Genomic DNA, 15,660 nt, shown 5'->3' on the forward strand with positions numbered 1-15,660 from the left:
ACGCCACGTCAGAGGTAGTGTTCGCGAGCGAGCGCATCGAAATTGGCGCGGAGATGGTCGCAATGCCCCTCCTCCCGCACCACGCCGTCGCGGAGGATGTAGAAGCGATCGGCGATGTTCATCGCCAGGCGCATGTTCTGCTCGACCAGCAGCATGGTCCGGCCTTCGTCCTTCAGCTCGCGCATGATCCGCGCGATCTCGTCGACGAACATCGGCGCGAGGCCCGCCGACGGCTCGTCGAGCAGGATGATCTCCGGCCTCGTCATCAGGGCGCGGCCGATCGCCAGCATCTGCTGCTCGCCGCCCGAAAGCGTGATCGCCTTCTGGGCGTGCCGCTCCTTCAGGCGCGGGAACTTCGCATAGACGCCTTCGAGCGCTTCGTCGGAATCGTCGCCGCGCACCGCGGCGCCGAGCACGAGATTGTCGCGCACCGAGAGCTGCGGGAAGAGGTCCCTGTACTGCGAGACCTGCACGACGCCCGCCCGCACCACCGCATGCGGGGCCTGGCCCCTTATGCTCCGGCCCTCGATGCGCACATCGCCGGCGGTCAGCGGCAGGAACCCGCTGACCGTGTTCAAGAGGGTGGTCTTGCCGCTGCCGTTCGCGCCCAGAAGGGTCACGACCTCGCTGCGCCGCACGCCGAGGGAAACGCCGGACAGCGCCGCCGCCTTGCCGTAGTGGACGTGGACGTCCTCCACGCGGAAGAAGAAGTCATTTGTTTCCAAGATACGCCTCCAGCACCACGGGGTCGTTCCGGATCGCCTCGGGCGTGCCGCTCGCGATGACCTGCCCGTGGTTGAGAACGACGATGCGGTCCGACACCGCCATGACGAGTTCGAGAACGTGCTCCACCAGAAGGATCGCCACGCCGTCGGCGGCCAGGCGTTTCAGGAGGGCGCCGAGATTGGCGCGGTCCGTCGCCGACAGCCCCACCGCCGGCTCGTCCAGGAGGATCAGCCGCGAGTGCTGGGCGAGCGTGCGGCCGATCTCCACCAGCCGCTGCTGGCCGGACGACAGGTCCTCCGCCTTCGCGTCCCGGAGGTCGGCGATGCCGAGATCGCGCAGGACCTCTTCGGCTCTCGCAATCGACGAGCGCTCCTCCTCCACGGCGGACGGAAGCCGCAGGATATTGCCGACGATCCGCCTCTGCGTCGCGCAGTGCAGGCCTGTGAGGATGTTTTCGAGCGCCGACAGCTTCTTCAGCACGCCGCCGTTCTGGAAGGTGCGGCGCACGCCGAGGCGGGCGATGGCGTCGGGGCGCTTTCCCGTGATGTCGTCGGCGCCGAAGACGACGCGGCCGGACGCCGTGCGCGCGAAGCCGGTGATGGCGTTGAACAGGGTCGACTTGCCGGCGCCGTTCGGGCCGATCAGCGCGCAGATCTCGCCCGCCCGCAGATCGAAGGACGCGCCGGAGACCGCCGTCAGGCCGCCGAAGCGGACGGACACGTCCTCGACGGAGAGCACGGATCGTCTTTCGGATACGGTCATGGCTTGCCTCCGAAGAAACGGTCGCGCAGGCCGGAAATCCGTGCGCCGAGGAACCCGCCGATGCCCTCGGGAACGAAGCGCAGGACCAGGATCAGAAGAAGGCTGAAGACGATCTCTTCGAGGCCCGGGAAATTGCGCAGGGTTTCCGGTATCGCCGTCAGGAGAAGCGCGCCGAAGATCGACCCGACGAAGCTGCCGAGGCCGCCGACCATGACCATGGAGAAATGAACCAGCAGCTGGGTGAGGCCGAAACTCTCCGGCGTGATCCGCCCGAGAAGGCAGGCATACATTCCGCCCGCCACGCCGACGAGCGCGCCGCTCCAGACGAAGGCGAGGATCCGGAAGCCGGCGGCATGCATCCCCAGGCCGAGCGAGATCGCCTCGCTTTCCCGCACGGAGACGATCGCGCGGCCGACGCTGGAGCGCAGGAGATTGCGCGTGACGGCGAGGCACAGGATCGTGAACGCCAGGAACACCCAGTATTTTCCGATCTCCGTCGTGATCTGAAGGCCGGCGAGCGTCATCGGAGGCACTTCGAGCCCGCTCGATCCCTGCGTGATGCTGCCGCCGTGGATGTAGAGCCAGCGCAGCAGCTCTCCCGTCGCGAGCGTGACGATCGCGAGCTGGTAGTTGCGGATGCGCAGGGCCGGGATGCCGACGAGGAAGCCGGCGATGCCGCCGCCGATGCCGCCGACGAGGATGCCCGGGATGAAGTTCAGGCCGCCGTTCATGGCGATCGTCGCGGCATAGGCCCCGACGCCGAAGAAGGCGACATTGGCGAAGGCGAGCTGGCCGAGATACCCCAGCAGGATGTTGAAGCCGAGGGTGACCAGCGTGTAGATCAGCATCATGCTGGCGACGAAACGCCAGTATTCGTTGAGGCCGAGCGGCGCGAGGGCCGCGACCAGGGCGGCGAGGACCAGCACGGCGCGCGGCATGTCGCCCGATGCCCGGGTCCACGTCCCCGTACGCGAGGTTGGGCTGGAGATATCAGACACGTGTCGCCTCCTTTTTCCCGAGAATGCCGTTGGGCAACACGATCAGCACGACGATGATGACCAGATAGGCGAAGATGTCGATCAGGGCGGTCGAGATGTAGAAGCCGGCCAGCTGCTCGGCGAGGCCGATGAGCAGCCCGCCGAGGACGGCGCCGCCGAGGTTGCCGAACCCGCCGAACGTCATGGCCGCGAACGCCTTGATGAGCAGATGCGCGCCCATGTCCGGGTAGAGCATCGTCACCGGCGCGACGAGCGTCCCGGCGACGGCGGCGATCCCCGCGACCACGCCCCACATGGCCATGTGGAAGCCGGGGACGTTGATCCCCACCAGGGCGGCGCCGCGGGGCACCTGCGAGGCGGCCTGCATCAGCTTGCCGAGCTTCGTCCTGGCGAAGAAGAGGAAGAAGGCGACCACCAGCGCCATGCATCCGGCGATGATGAGCAGGTCCTGGGCCGTCAGGACGATGCTGCCGACGAAGATCGGCGGGACATCGACGATCGGCGGCATCCTGAGCACTTCCTGCCCCCAGAAGAAGCGCGCCACGCCGGTCAGGAGGTAGGACATCGCGACGGTCATCATGGCGACCGTGACGTGCGGCCCATGAACGATGGGCCGCACCAGCACGCGCTCGAACGCCATGCCCACCAGAACCAGCACCGCGACGGCAGCCAGGAAGGCGAGCACGAAGGCCATGCCGACAACCTGCGAGAACACATAGACCGCGAACGCGCCTGCCATGAAGAACGCGCCGTATCCGAAATGAACGACTCCGGTTGATCGGAACAGGACCGTCATCCCAAGCGCGATGACGGCATAGATGGAGCCCTGAACCAGGCCACTCGCCACAAGCTGTGCAAACATGGATCTGTCACTCGGACCAGGTTTTCAGAACGGTCGGCTTTCCGTCGCGGTAGGCGATCATCGCGCCGCCGTTCACGCCGGCATGGTCGTCGGCGGAGAAGGTGATCGGCGTGTTGAGGATCCCGGACTGGAAGTCCTTGATCGATTCCATCGCGGCGATGAACTTGTCCCGCGTCAGGTCGGGGCCGGCCTGCTTGAGCGCCTCGATGACGGCGAGCGCGCCGCCCATGGCCTCGTAGCTGAAGGTGTCGGCCCGATGGTCGGGGAAGTACTTCGTGATCATCTTGGTCCACGGCTCGATCTCCGCGCTGCTGAGCGCCGGCTCGTAGGCGTAGAACGTGTAGAAGTTCGCCATAGCGGCCATGTCGCCGACGCGGTCCCGGGTGTCTTCCAGCGACACGCCGAAATTGCCGAGGATCGGCGTCGTCATGCCGAACTTGTGCGCGTCGCGGACCAGAAGCGCCGTTTCGGCCGGATAGAGCATCGCCAGCACGAAATCGGGCTGCGCGTTGCGCAGCTGCAGGATCTGCGGCGTCGCGTCGGTCGTGCTGCGCTCGAGGGCGAGCTTCAGCGAGATGTCGAGGCCGTAGGCCTTCTTCAGGTGCTCGGTGGCGACGCGCGAGTTCGTCTCGCCCCACTCGTCCGTGTGGCTGATCAGCGCGATCTTCGCCGTACCCGGCTTGGACATGGCGAAGTCCACCATCTGGGTGGCGACGACGTCCGAGTTCGGGATCGGCTGGAAGAGGTTCTTCTTGAACGGCTTCACGATGCCGGCGCTGGCGGCGCCCAGGATGACGAACGGCACGTTCTGGCGTTCGAGATCGTCGCGCACGGCCATCACGGTGCCGCTGCACACGCCGCCGTGGATCAGGAACACGTCGTCCTGCGCCGTCAGTTTTCTCACCGCGGAGATCGCGCGCGCCGCGTCGCAGCCGTCATCCTCCCGGACGACCTCGATCTTGCGGCCGTGGATGCCGCCCTTCTCGTTGACTTCGTTATAGACGGCCTCCGCGCCGAAGGCGGCGCGCCCGAAGATCGAGGCGCTGCCCGTCAGCGGCGCGAAGATGCCGATCCTGATCGTATCCTCCCCGACGCCGGGTTCGGCGAAGGCCGGATTGGCCACAGCGACCAGGGCTGCTGCGAGAATGGCTGTCATGCGCTTCATTGTGTTCTCCTCCCAAAGTTTGACCGGACTGACTATCTGCCCTGAAACACCGGCGGGCGCCCTTCGTTGAACGCGTTCACGCCCTCGACGCGGTCGGCCGTGTCGACAAGCCGGTTGTATGCCTCGATCTCGAACGCCATGCCGGTCCTCAGATCCGCCTGCATGCCGAAATGGATCGACTTCTTCGCCTGCCGGATCGACAGCGGCGCATTCGCGCAGATGCGCTCCGCCACGGCGATCGTCTGTGCGAGAAGCTCGTCTGCCGGAACGATCCGGTTGACCAGGCCCCATTGCAGCGCGGTTTCGGCCGAGATCGGCGTCGCGCTGAAGATGAATTCCTTCGCCCGGCGCTCGCCGACGGCGCGCGGCATCGTCTGGGTGCCCGAACCGCCGGGCATCACGCCGATCCGCACCTCGGTCAGCGCGAACCGGGCGTTCGGCGAGGCATAGGCGAAGTCGCAGCACAGGACCATCTCGCATCCGCCCGCATAGGCCGCGCCGTTGACGGCGCCGATGAGCGGAATGGGGCAGTTGAGCAGCGCCTGGCGCATCGATTCGAAGACCGCGTGCTGGGCGCGCCAGGCCTCCGTGGTCATGCCCTTCCGCTGCTTGAGGTCCGCGCCCGCGCAGAAATGGCGCTCGCCGGCGCCGGTCAGGACGACCGCCCGGTAGTTGCCGGGATCGTGCTGGAGGGCCGAAAAGAGATCGATGAGCTCCTGCCCGGTTTCGGTGTTGACGGCATTGGCGACGTGCGGCCGGTTGAAGGTGACAACGAGCAGATGCGGGTTGTGTTCCTCCACCCGGAGCATCTGGAACCTGTCGGGATTGATCGCTGTATGCGTATTCAAGAGTTGACCTCCTTCGTCAATTGCTTCGGGAAATAGACGCCGTTGTCCTGACCGACCGAAGGAGCGACGCGCTCGAGGCTCGCCCGCGCGCCGTCGAACGACACCGGCAGCCCGAGCAGCTGCATCGTGTCGCCGTTCACCTTCTGCAGGATGCCGAGCGCCTCGACCTGCGGATGGACGACGACCTGATCGACCGTGTGGATGGGTCCGTTCGGGATGCCCGCCGCGTCGAAGACGCCGAACCAGTGGTCCGCCGGCCGCTCGCGCAGCGTTTCGGCGAGGATCGGGATGAGGACCGCCCGGTTGACGACGCGGTCCTTGTTGGTCGCAAACCGCGGATCGGACGCGAGGTCCGGCTTGCCGATCGCCTCGCACAGCCTGCGGAACAGGTTGTCGTTCCCGGCAGCCACCATCATGTAGCCGGTCTGCGTCTCGAACGCCTGGTAGGGGACGATGTCGGGCGACGCCGAGCCGACCCGCTTCGGCATCTTCCCCGAGCACAGGTAGGAGGTCACGGGGTTGAGCATCCAGGCGAGCGCGGTTTCGAGGAGCGAGCAGTCCACGACGCCGCCCTCGTCGGTGCGCCCGCGCTCCAGCAGGGCGCCGAGGACGCCGATGGCCGCCCACATGCCGGACGCCATGTCGATGATGGAGACGCCCACCCGGATCGGCGGCCTGCCGTCCTCGCCGAGGATGCTCATCATGCCGCTGAAGGCCTGCATCAGCGGGTCGTAGCCGGGATTCTCCCGCAGCGGCCCGGTGGCGCCGAACGCGCCGATGTTGCAGTAGATCAGGCCGGGCTTGATGGCCTTCAGATCGGCCGCGCCAAAACCCAGGCGCTCCAAGGCGCCGAAGCGCATGTTCTGGATGACGACGTCGACCTCGTCGACGATCAGCGCCTTGACCCGTGCGGCCTCCGCGGGATCGGAGAGATCGGCGGAGATCGCCTGCTTGTTGCGGTTGAGCCCGTGAAAGATGGCCGCATCGCCGCGCCAGAAGGGCGGCCCCCAGCCGCGCGCGTAGTCGCCGCCGCCCGGCCGCTCCAGCTTGATGACTTTCGCACCCAGTTCCGCAAGGATGAAACCTGCATAGGGGCCGGCCACGCTATGGCCGATTTCGATCACGGTAATGCCGTCCAGCGGCTTCACGCTTGCCATGTAATCCTCATTTCTCTCGAAAATTGTCCGCTACCGATCGCGCTGCGGCTAGCCGCCGCGATGCGCCCGCAACTGGTGGCGAAGAGCCTCGGTCGCGCCCGGATCGAGACGGCCGGCGGAAACGATCACGCCGTAGTCCCGCTCGGCCGATTCCGCCGACACGTAGCCGTCGAGAACGTCGCTCCACACGTCCTGCGCAGGCCGCTCCAGCGGGTCGCCGTACCCGCCGCCGCCCGCCGGCTGGATGCGGACGCGGTCGCCCCTGGCGATGATCTCCTGCTCGCTCTTGGCGCGCAGCGTCTTGGTTTCGCCGTTCCGCCGCTCGATCGAGCTGTTGAAGGTCGCGCCGGCGAGCCCGCTGAAGAGGCCCTTGGGGGCGACCCGGCCGCGCTCCGCGATGACCGTGCACGTCGCCTGCTCGAAGCCGACCCTGTAGGTGCGCCTGGCCGCGCAGCCGCCGCGCCAGCGCCCTGCCCCGCCGGTGTCGGGAACGAGCGTCCACTCCTCTATCGTCAGCGGGCTGTTGTGCTCGATCAGCTCGACGGGCTGCGCGCCCGCGTTGCCGACCAGCACGCGGATGGCCGAGACGCCGTCCTTGTCCGGCCGCGCGCCCATGCCGCCGGCATGGACGTCGATCGTCGACACGTAGGTGCGGCGCATGGCCTTGCGCCGGTCGAGGTCGGGATCGTCGCCGCTGAAGATGCCGCAGCAGGCCGCGCAGTTGCTCTGCGCGATCACGCGGTCCGGCAGGGCCGAGGACAGGGTCCTCAGCAGCAGGTCGATGATGCGCGGAGAGGTCTCCGTGTTGCCGCTGACGACGGACGCCGGATAGACGCAGTTCACCAGCGAGCCCTCCGGGGCGATGATCTTGACCGGCTCATAGCAGCCCTGGTTGATCGGGATGCTGAGGTCCGTGATCGCCTTGACCGCGAACCAGGTGCTGTTGCAGGTGACGGAGAGCGGGCAGTTGACGCCGCCACGAACCTGCGGCGCCGTGCCGGTGTAGTCGAAGCAGATGCTGTCGCCCTCCACGGTGATCTTCACCTTTATCGGGATCAGCTCCGCGTCGCCGACCGGCTCGATATAGTCGCTGCCCGTGTAGACCCCGTCGGGGATCGCCTCGATCTGCGCGCGCATCCGGCGTTCGGAATAGAGGAGCGCCTCGGCCATGGTCTCGCCGAGCGCCGCCGCCCCGTACTTGCGCGCGAGCTGCTGGAGGCGCCGGTCGCCGCAGAACGTTCCGGCATATTGCGCGAGGATGTCGAGCGTGCAGGCGTCGGGATTGCGCGTGTTGTGGACGATCATCGACATGATATCCGCCACCGGCTCGTCGTTGCGGTAGATGAACACCGGCGGGATGCGCACGCCCTCGCCGAAGATGTCCCAGGTGTCGGGCGTGAAGCTGCCGGGGCTCTTGCCGCCGATGTCCGTCCAGTGGCCGCGGGTCATCACGAAGGCGATGATCTCGCCGTCGAGGAAGACGGGGCGCGTCAGCTGGATGTCCGGCTGGTGATTGCCGCCGCCGAGATAGACGTCGTTGCTGATGATGACGTCGCCCGGCCGGAGATTGTCGCGGCCCACGGCCAGCACGGATTCGCGCGTCGAGATGACGGCGGAGCCGAGCATGGTCGGAATGTCGTTGCCCTGCGCGACCAGCCGCATCTCGGCGTCGAAGATCGCCGCGGAGACGTCGCCGCCGGCATGGATGATCGGGCTTGCGGCGGTGCGCATCATCGCGACCTTCATCTCGCGGGCCGTCGCGTAGAGCGCGCTGCGCAGGACCTCGTAGGTGATACGATCGAGCATCACGGATTCCTCTTCACATGGATGTTGCCCTCGCCATCGAGGCTTGCGGTCCAGTCCTTCGTGAAGACGAGGCTGGAGCTGCGCTCCTCGATGATGCCGGGACCGGCGATCGTCGTGCCGGCCCCAAGGGCTTCGCGCCGGTAGCAGGCGATCTCCTGCCTCTCGCCGCCGATGACGACGGCGCGGTGACGGAACGGCTTGACCTCGTCGCCCGCCCCGGACGCCTGCGCCGGGATGTTGAGGACGGTCGGCAGCGTCACCTGGAGGCGGAGGTTGACGAGCGTCACCGGCGCGGTCTTGCGGGTGAAGTTCCAGTGCCGCTGATGTTCGACGGCGAAGCCAGAGGCGATGGTGTCCATCGTCACGTCCGCCGCCGGATCGATGTCGACGGACAGCGTCTCGGCCTGGCCCGCATAGCGGCAGTCGGCGGAGTAGCGCGCGACCGCGCCGCTCCAGCCCTCGCCGCCGGCCGCAAGCGCATCGTCCGCCTTCCGCTTCAGGTCCGCCATCAGCGCCTGCAGGCGCGCCGGCGTGAGCTCGTCGAGGTTCGCGAGGACCGGCTGCTGGAGGTCGTAGGTCTGGTCGGCGATCAGCATGCCGAACGCGCTGAGCAGCCCGGGAAGGTTGGGGACGATGACATGGTCGATATCGAGCTCGTCGGCGATCTCGATCGCATGGACCGGGCCGCCGCCGCCGAAGGGGATATAGGCGAAGTCGCGCGGGTCGAAGCCGCGCTCGACCGTCAGCAGGCGGATGGCCTGCGCCATGAGGGAGCTGCCGATCGAGCGGACGATGCGCGCCGCCTCCTCGATGCTGACGCCGAGCGGCCTGGCGAGATGGACGTCGACCGCCCTCCGCGCCGCCGCGATGTCCAGCTCGAGCTCGCCGTCCATGAAGCCGTCGGGATCGATGTAGCCGAGGATCAGGTTGCAGTCCGTGATCGTCGGATCGGTCCCGCCGCGTCCGTAGCAGACGGGCCCGGGCACCGCGCCGGCGCTGTCCGGCCCGATCCTGACGCCGCCGGCCTCGTCGATCCGGGCGATGGAGCCGCCGCCCGCCCCGATCGACTCGATGTCGATCGTCGGCGTGCGGACGGTCACCGTCTGCAGCACCGTGCTGGTGCGCAGCTGCGGCCGCCCCGCATGGATCATCGAGACGTCGAACGTCGTGCCGCCCATGTCCCCGGTGATGGCGTTCTCGACGCCGATGCGCCGGCAGAGCTTGACCGCGGCCGTCACGCCGCCGGCGGGGCCGGATTCGAGCAGGGTCACCGGGCGGTCCATGACCAGCGGCGCGCCGGCCAGCCCGCCGTTCGACTGCATGAACAGGACCTCGCCGTCGATGCCGAGCCTGCCCACCTCCTGCTCGAAGGTGGCGATGTATCGCTTGCACTTCGGCCCGATCATGCCGTTGATCACGGTCGTGCTGGTGCGCTCGTATTCATACATCTCCGGATTGACGTCGGAGGAGGAGGTCACGAAGACGTCCGGGAGCGCCTTCTGCAGGAACGCGGCGACCGCCTGCTCGTGGGCCGGGTTGACGTGGGCGTGCAGCAGGCAGATGGCGACGGCCTCCACCCCCGCCTCCTTCAGCACCGCGCCCAGGTCCTGGAACTGCGCGGGATCGAGAGGCTGGAGCACCTCGCCGTCGAAGGCGATCCGCTCGTCCACCTCCAGGCGCAGCCGGCGCGGCACGAGGGGCGCGGGATTCCTGAAGAACAGATCGTAGAGGTCCGCCCGGTCGTGCCGCGAGACGCGGCGGATCTCGAGGATGTCGCGGAAACCCTTCGTCGTCAGCAGCGCCGTCCTGGCGCCCTTGCCCTCGACGATCAGGTTGGTGGCGATCGTGGTGCCGTGGCCTATGCGTGCGATCTCGGCATAGTCCGCGCCGGCCTGGCTCACGATCTTGCGGATCCCCTCCAGCGCGCCGCGTGCGGGGTCCTGGGGCGTCGTGGCGACCTTCGTGAACCAGATGCGGCCCGGGCCGTCATCGATCAGGACCACGTCCGTGAACGTGCCCCCGACATCAATCCCTATTCTTTTCACGTTTCCTCCAGATCGCGGCGTCGGTTCCGCGCCGCCTTTCTCGTTCTTGACGGCACAATGCCTTCTCTGGAGTTGGTGATGCAAACGACTTTATCTGACGGTAAGCATGACTTTTTGGAAGCCTTGCCGGTAGCGCCGGCCGCCTCGAATTCTTCAACCTGACCGGATGGAACGAAAGCGCCCGGCCTGATCGGCGTCTTCGGCGGCGCGCTCGGCCTCTGCCCCGCAGGGAGGCATTGCGGCGTGAAGTGGGGTATGGTGACGCGTCGCGGCTCCGCGCGATCCGACCGAAGGGTGACGGGAATGGTTCAGGACCGATTGAATGCCCTCTTGCGCGCCGCCGCGCTCCTCTGCCTCCTTCCCATGGCGGCAATGGCCGGGGAGACGCTCGGATGGCATGGCGCGAAAGGGGAAGAGGGCGGCGCCTCGCTGTTCTACGGCATTCCGCAGAGCGACCATGCCCCGGTTTCCTTCTCCTGCCCGCAGGCCGGCGGCGACCTCCTCTTCGCCGTCACGTTCGAGCCCGCCGGCGCGGCCGATGGCGAGGAAACCGAGGTGCTGCTCAGGGCCGGCGACATCACGGTGCCGATCGTCACGACCGGCACCCGCATCGAGATGGACGACAGCTTCGTCCTCGAAGGCCGCACGGCGCTCGATCGGCGCCTCGTCGACCTCCTCGCCTCGCGCGGCACGCTGACCGTCTCCGCCGGGGACGAGGCACGGCAATTCCCGCTCGACGGCGCGCGCGAAGCCGCGGCCGCCCTGATCGAGGCCTGCGCCGCCGAGGCCGCTCGGGCCGCCGTTCCCGGCGTCGACGCCTGCGCGATCTCCGCCTGGTCCACCGATCCGGATCCGGACGGGCTCAACGTGCGGGCCGCGCCGCGGGGTGACGCGGCGATCATCGGCACGCTTCCGGCGGCGCGCGACGTCGGCGGCGAGCGCTTCGCCACCGAGGTGTCGATCACCGGCTCGAAAGACGGCTGGCTGCGGATATCGGAGGGCTGGGTGCTCGACTATATCGGCGACGACCCGATCGACGTCGTCTTCGAGGGCGAGGGCTGGGTGTCGGGGCGCCACATCGGCCTGCGGCTCAACTACCGGCACCTGCACAGCGCGCCTGCGAACGACAGCCCCGTGGTCGCCACGATCGCGGGCACGATCGACGGCATGCGCTACGGGCCGGATTCGATCCTGGTCGACCGCATCCACGCCTGCCGGGGCGACTGGCTGGAGGTCGAGGGCGTGCTGACGATCGACGGGACCGCATACGGGCCGCGCCTGCGCGGCTGGACGACGAAGACCTGCTCCAACCAGGTGACGACCTGCCCGTGACGCCGCCCCGGCATCGCATATCCGCCTGTGCCGGCCCGACGAAAAACGGCTATCCTGCGCAGGTGATCTCAAGGAGACCGTCATGATGGTCGTTCTGCTGCGCGTGGTCCTGGTCGTGCTGGCGGTCCTCTCGGCGCCGGCCGGGCGCGCGTCCGCCCAGCCGGCGGCGTCTCCCGACCTCGCGGATCGGGTCGGCGGCAGGGAGGATCTGACCTTCGCCGACCTCGTCCGGCTCGTTGCGCCCCGGATCGCCGCAAGCGGCGAGGCGGCCCGCCTGCGCCACATCGGCGGCGAGGAATGGCGCAGCGCCGGGCCGGAGGCGGCCGAACTGCGGGCGTTTACGGCCGTTCCGGCGCGCTCCGGCGGCTCCGATCGGATGGTCCTGCTCCTGGACTTCGGCGAGGCGCGGGACAGCGCCGCCGGCTTCGCCGTTCTCGCCCTCTTCGACATCGCCGGCGAGCCGAGGCTTCTCGACGCCGCCGACGTCGCCTTCGATCGCCGGACATCCTTCGCCGGACCCGTCCGGCTGCCGGTCGGCGAGGCCGGCGACCTGCTCGTCACCCGAAGCACGCATTTCAATTCCAGCCAGGGCTACGCGATGACCGCCCTGATCCTCCTCGGCGGCGACCGGTTCGAGCTCGTCGACACGATCTCCACCCTGGACGACCGGGCCTGCGCCTTCAAGCGCACGCAGCGGCTCGACATCCGCCGGGGGACGGCGGCGCCGTTCGCGGACATCCGGGCCACCGTGACCGAACGCACGGCAGGGACGGCTGAGCCGTGCGACGACGGTGCGGCCGTTCCAGAGCCGGGAACGCGGACGATCGCGGTGACCTATCGCTGGGACGCGGCCGAGCGGCGCTACATCGCCGACTCGGACGCCTTCGCCGTGCTGGCGCGCGAGAACGAGACGCGCTTCTGACGGCCCCGGAGGACGGGCCGCCGCCTCACGCCCCGGCCGCGCCGTAGAGGCCGAGGCGGTCCAGCAGCGCGCGCTGCCTGTCGGCATTCTCGACGAGGAGGTCCGTATAGCGCTCGACGATCCGCGCGCGGTGGCCGGGATCGGCGACGGCCGAGAGCGCGCCGACGACCGCCGCGATCGTCTCCGAGGCCTGCCGCAGCTCGTCCAGGAGGTCCGCCTGTCCGGCAGCGCCGGCGACCGCCTCCCGCGTCACCCGGCCGATGCCCGGCGGCGTGCGGCCGCCGGCCGAGACGTAGCCTTCCGGCAGGTCGCCCTTCAGGTTGGCGACCGAGCGGAAGCGGATGACGTCGAAGACCTGGTCGACAGCCTGCTTCGCGCCGGCGACCCTGGAGGGATGGTCGGTGTCGGCGGCGGCATGCGGCAGGAGCTCGAGCCTGCCCCGGTGGCGCTCCTCGAGCGGCAGGTAGGGCAGCATCGGCCCGCCGAGCCGGCCGGTGGCCGCATCCTTGAAGAGGTCGGCGTCGATCGCCGCATGCGCGACCTTGCCGGACGACAGCGCCGCGTCGAGCGCCGCGACGTCGACGACCTCGCCGCGGTCGTAGTTGACGAGCACCGCGCCGTCGTTCATCGCGCCGAGCACCGCGGCATCGACGGTGCCGGCATTGGAATAGGCGCCGGTCACCGGATCGAGCCGGCCGAGGCCGATATGGACGGAGAGCACGTCGGCGCCGGCGGCCGCCGCCGCCAGACTTGCGGCATGCTCGAAGCCCTCGGCCTCGATCCAGCGCCTGTGGCGGTCGCGCGCGTAGACCGCCACCCTCATGCCGAAGGCCTTGGCGAGCCCGGCGACCTCGCGGCCGATATTGCCGTAGCCGAGGACGGCGATCTTCCGGCCCTCCAGCTTGGCGGTCGGATAGTCCTTGAGGTCGCGGCCGGTGTCGAAGTCGCCCGCCGACACGCGCCGGTGCAGTTCCTCCACCGGCAGGTCGGGCAGGACCCTGAGGATCGCCTTCATGACCATCTGCGCGGTCGCCCGGCTGTTGATGCCGGGCGTATTCATCAATGGTGCCGTGCCGCCCTCGCCGTTGCCGCCGCCCCAGGAGGCCGAGCCCATGTTGCCGGTGCCGGCGCCGATGCGCACGCCGCCGAGCGGGAAGACCGAGGCCTTCGGGATGAAGGTGGCGGCGGCGATCAGCGCGTCGTACTGGCCGCTGTCGGTCTGCGGCAGGATTTCCGCCTCGGTGGAAAGGCCGGGCTGGTAGAAGAAGTGGATGCGGCCCTTGTCCAGGCCCGCCCGGTCGCCGAGCGGGCCGAGATGGAAGACGCCGCCCTTCGCCTCGATATGGGCCTTGACCTCGCTATGGTCCGGCTTGCCGTCGGCGCCGAAGCGCAGGCCGACGAGGTCGGCGATCAGCACGGTGTAGGCGCGGCCGGGATCGTCCTTGCGCACGGGCCCGCTCGCCGTGGCGGGCGCCTCGAACGTGACGCCCTGCTTCGCCAGCTCCTCCTCCAGCACGACGATCTTGGCGCGCAGATAGGCGTATTGCAGGTTCTCCAGCAGCGCGACGACGTCCTCCGGCTCGCGGATGCCGCCGACCCAGGCGCGATAGTCGCCGGGCGTGCCGGGGAAGGCGTTGACGTAGCGGGCCGCGTCGAGGCCGGGCTCGTACTCGCCGTTCGGGTGGGTGATGCCCTCGTAGCCGAGGAGCTGCTTCGAGCGGGCGATGATGCGGGCATGGACGGCGGGATCGGTGATGCCGGCATCCTCGACCTTGAGCAGCGTCACCGCCGCACCGCGCCGCTCGGCGTCGGCGACGGTGAGCGAGAAGAGCGGATGCGATTTCACCCACTCGTCGATCACCGCGCGATTGGCGGCGGAGCGGCGGTTGAGATCGACGACCGACCCGACGCGCGCCTCCGACTGCAGCAGGCCGAAGGTGGTCTCGGCGAAGGCGAGCGCGCTGTAGGTGTTGATGACGCCGCCGAGCATGCGGTCCTCGGCCGCGTCGTAGAACGGTCCGGCGTCGACCGAGCGCTTCGCCGAGAACGGCTGGCGGGGGTCGACCGGCGGGGCGATCTTGAGCTGGCGCGGGATCGCCCAGGACGGGTCCTGCTGGTTCTTCTCGATCAGCGCCAGCGCATGCGGGGTGAAGGAGGCGACGAAATAGCCGGAGACGCCGCCGATCGCCTTCTGGAACGGCATGAACAGGCAGCATTTCGCCATCACGGCCGCGACCAGCTCCGGCTCCCAAGGCATCGCGCCGAGCATGGAGGTGGCGTCGAAGACGGCGTGGCGGCTTTCGGGATCGCCGTCGAGCCAGCGCAGCAGCTCGCGGATCTCGCCGGCGGTATAGGCATTGGCCCCGGTCGTCTCGTGGCCGACGCCGACGAAGACCGAAATGCCGAGGGCGGCGAGTTCGTCCGCCGCCGGGATGACGCCCTCGGAGGCGGCGAAATGGATGCGGCTCTCGCAGCCCTTCTCGGCAAAGCGCTGCATCTCGATCAGCTGCGTCGCCCAGGACTGGCGGAAGAAGCCGGCGGCCTTCGACGGATCGCTCTCCGGCCGCGGCGTGTCGACATAGACGCGCTGGGCGGCGTCGTTGGCGTTCAGGAGATGCTGGACGCAGACGGTGTAGCCGCTGTGGCCGCCGCCGAGGCCCACCGCCATGCGTTTCTCCTTCGGGAAGCCGAAATAGCGATGGATCGCCCGCATCATGTCGACGAGGATCTTGTCCGCCGGATAGCCGCGATGCATGCTGCGGGAGATCTCGGCGGTGGTGAAGCCGCCGATATCGTTGCCCCTGTCGTCGAACTTGCGATAGGTCTTCTCGATCCAGGCGTCGAAGGCGATGCGCCTCAGCCGGCTGTCCACCTCGTCGGTGGTCGCGTCGGTGATCGGGCCGACGCCGAAGAACGGGTTGGACGGCAGCTTCGGCGCCGCCGATCCGGTCAGCCGGAGTGCTTCAAGTCGCTGTTCCTGCATCTGCGCAATGTTCATGGTGAGCCGCCCGTATGACCTGGAGGTGAGTTGGACCGG

Annotated in this window: 12 protein-coding genes; 2 read left to right on the plus strand and 10 right to left on the minus strand. The window is 68.6% G+C overall.

The window, feature by feature from the left end; all coding sequences use genetic code 11:
* Positions 1-8: 8 nt before the first annotated feature.
* The 9 genes from NNZ72_RS10700 to NNZ72_RS10740 are packed head-to-tail and all read right to left on the minus strand — an operon-like array spanning position 9 to position 10,369.
* Entirely contained in the window at positions 9-725 is a 717-nt protein-coding gene (locus NNZ72_RS10700; protein WP_257315297.1) for an ABC transporter ATP-binding protein, read from the minus strand.
* Positions 712-1,488: an ABC transporter ATP-binding protein gene (locus NNZ72_RS10705; RefSeq protein ID WP_257315298.1), complete on the minus strand. Its 777-nt coding sequence runs from the start codon at positions 1,486-1,488 to the stop codon at positions 712-714. The genes NNZ72_RS10700 and NNZ72_RS10705 overlap by 14 nt, the downstream gene beginning before the upstream one ends.
* Positions 1,485-2,486 (minus strand): branched-chain amino acid ABC transporter permease, encoded by a 1,002-nt coding sequence (locus NNZ72_RS10710; protein ID WP_257315299.1) that lies wholly within the window; start codon positions 2,484-2,486, stop codon positions 1,485-1,487. Before NNZ72_RS10710 ends, NNZ72_RS10705 begins: the two co-directional genes overlap by 4 nt.
* Positions 2,479-3,348 carry a branched-chain amino acid ABC transporter permease gene (locus tag NNZ72_RS10715; RefSeq protein WP_257315300.1) on the minus strand — a complete coding sequence of 290 codons (870 nt, stop codon included), beginning with the start codon at positions 3,346-3,348 and terminating at the stop codon, positions 2,479-2,481. The genes NNZ72_RS10710 and NNZ72_RS10715 overlap by 8 nt, the downstream gene beginning before the upstream one ends.
* Positions 3,349-3,355: 7 nt before the next feature.
* Entirely contained in the window at positions 3,356-4,513 is a 1,158-nt protein-coding gene (locus NNZ72_RS10720) for an ABC transporter substrate-binding protein (protein WP_257315301.1), read from the minus strand.
* Between the two features lie 32 nt (positions 4,514-4,545).
* Positions 4,546-5,361 (minus strand): enoyl-CoA hydratase/isomerase family protein, encoded by an 816-nt coding sequence (locus NNZ72_RS10725; protein WP_257315302.1) that lies wholly within the window; start codon positions 5,359-5,361, stop codon positions 4,546-4,548.
* On the minus strand, positions 5,358-6,518 hold the full coding sequence (locus tag NNZ72_RS10730) for a CaiB/BaiF CoA transferase family protein (RefSeq protein WP_257315303.1): 1,161 nt from the start codon (positions 6,516-6,518) through the stop codon (positions 5,358-5,360). The genes NNZ72_RS10725 and NNZ72_RS10730 overlap by 4 nt, the downstream gene beginning before the upstream one ends.
* A gap of 48 nt (positions 6,519-6,566) precedes the next feature.
* A complete protein-coding gene (locus NNZ72_RS10735; protein WP_257315304.1) occupies positions 6,567-8,324 on the minus strand; it encodes a hydantoinase B/oxoprolinase family protein in 1,758 nt (585 codons plus the stop codon).
* Positions 8,324-10,369, minus strand: coding sequence for a hydantoinase/oxoprolinase family protein (locus tag NNZ72_RS10740; protein WP_257315305.1), 2,046 nt, complete (start codon positions 10,367-10,369; stop codon positions 8,324-8,326). Before NNZ72_RS10740 ends, NNZ72_RS10735 begins: the two co-directional genes overlap by 1 nt.
* Positions 10,370-10,672: 303 nt before the next feature.
* Between NNZ72_RS10740 and NNZ72_RS10745 the strand changes: the two genes are divergently transcribed.
* Together NNZ72_RS10745 and NNZ72_RS10750 are read left to right on the plus strand one after the other, a co-directional pair.
* On the plus strand, positions 10,673-11,701 hold the full coding sequence (locus NNZ72_RS10745) for an SH3 domain-containing protein (RefSeq protein ID WP_257315306.1): 1,029 nt from the start codon (positions 10,673-10,675) through the stop codon (positions 11,699-11,701).
* A gap of 82 nt (positions 11,702-11,783) precedes the next feature.
* The gene (locus NNZ72_RS10750; protein ID WP_257315307.1) at positions 11,784-12,623 is read left to right on the plus strand and encodes a hypothetical protein; all 840 of its coding nucleotides are present in this window, start codon (positions 11,784-11,786) and stop codon (positions 12,621-12,623) included.
* A 25-nt stretch (positions 12,624-12,648) separates the two neighbouring features.
* Here the strand turns inward: NNZ72_RS10750 and NNZ72_RS10755 are convergent, their stop codons facing one another.
* Positions 12,649-15,621: an NAD(P)-dependent oxidoreductase gene (locus NNZ72_RS10755; protein WP_257315308.1), complete on the minus strand. Its 2,973-nt coding sequence runs from the start codon at positions 15,619-15,621 to the stop codon at positions 12,649-12,651.
* Positions 15,622-15,660: the final 39 nt, after the last annotated feature.

The organism is Shinella pollutisoli (assembly GCF_024609765.1).
Taxonomy (GTDB): Bacteria; Pseudomonadota; Alphaproteobacteria; order Rhizobiales; family Rhizobiaceae; genus Shinella; species Shinella pollutisoli.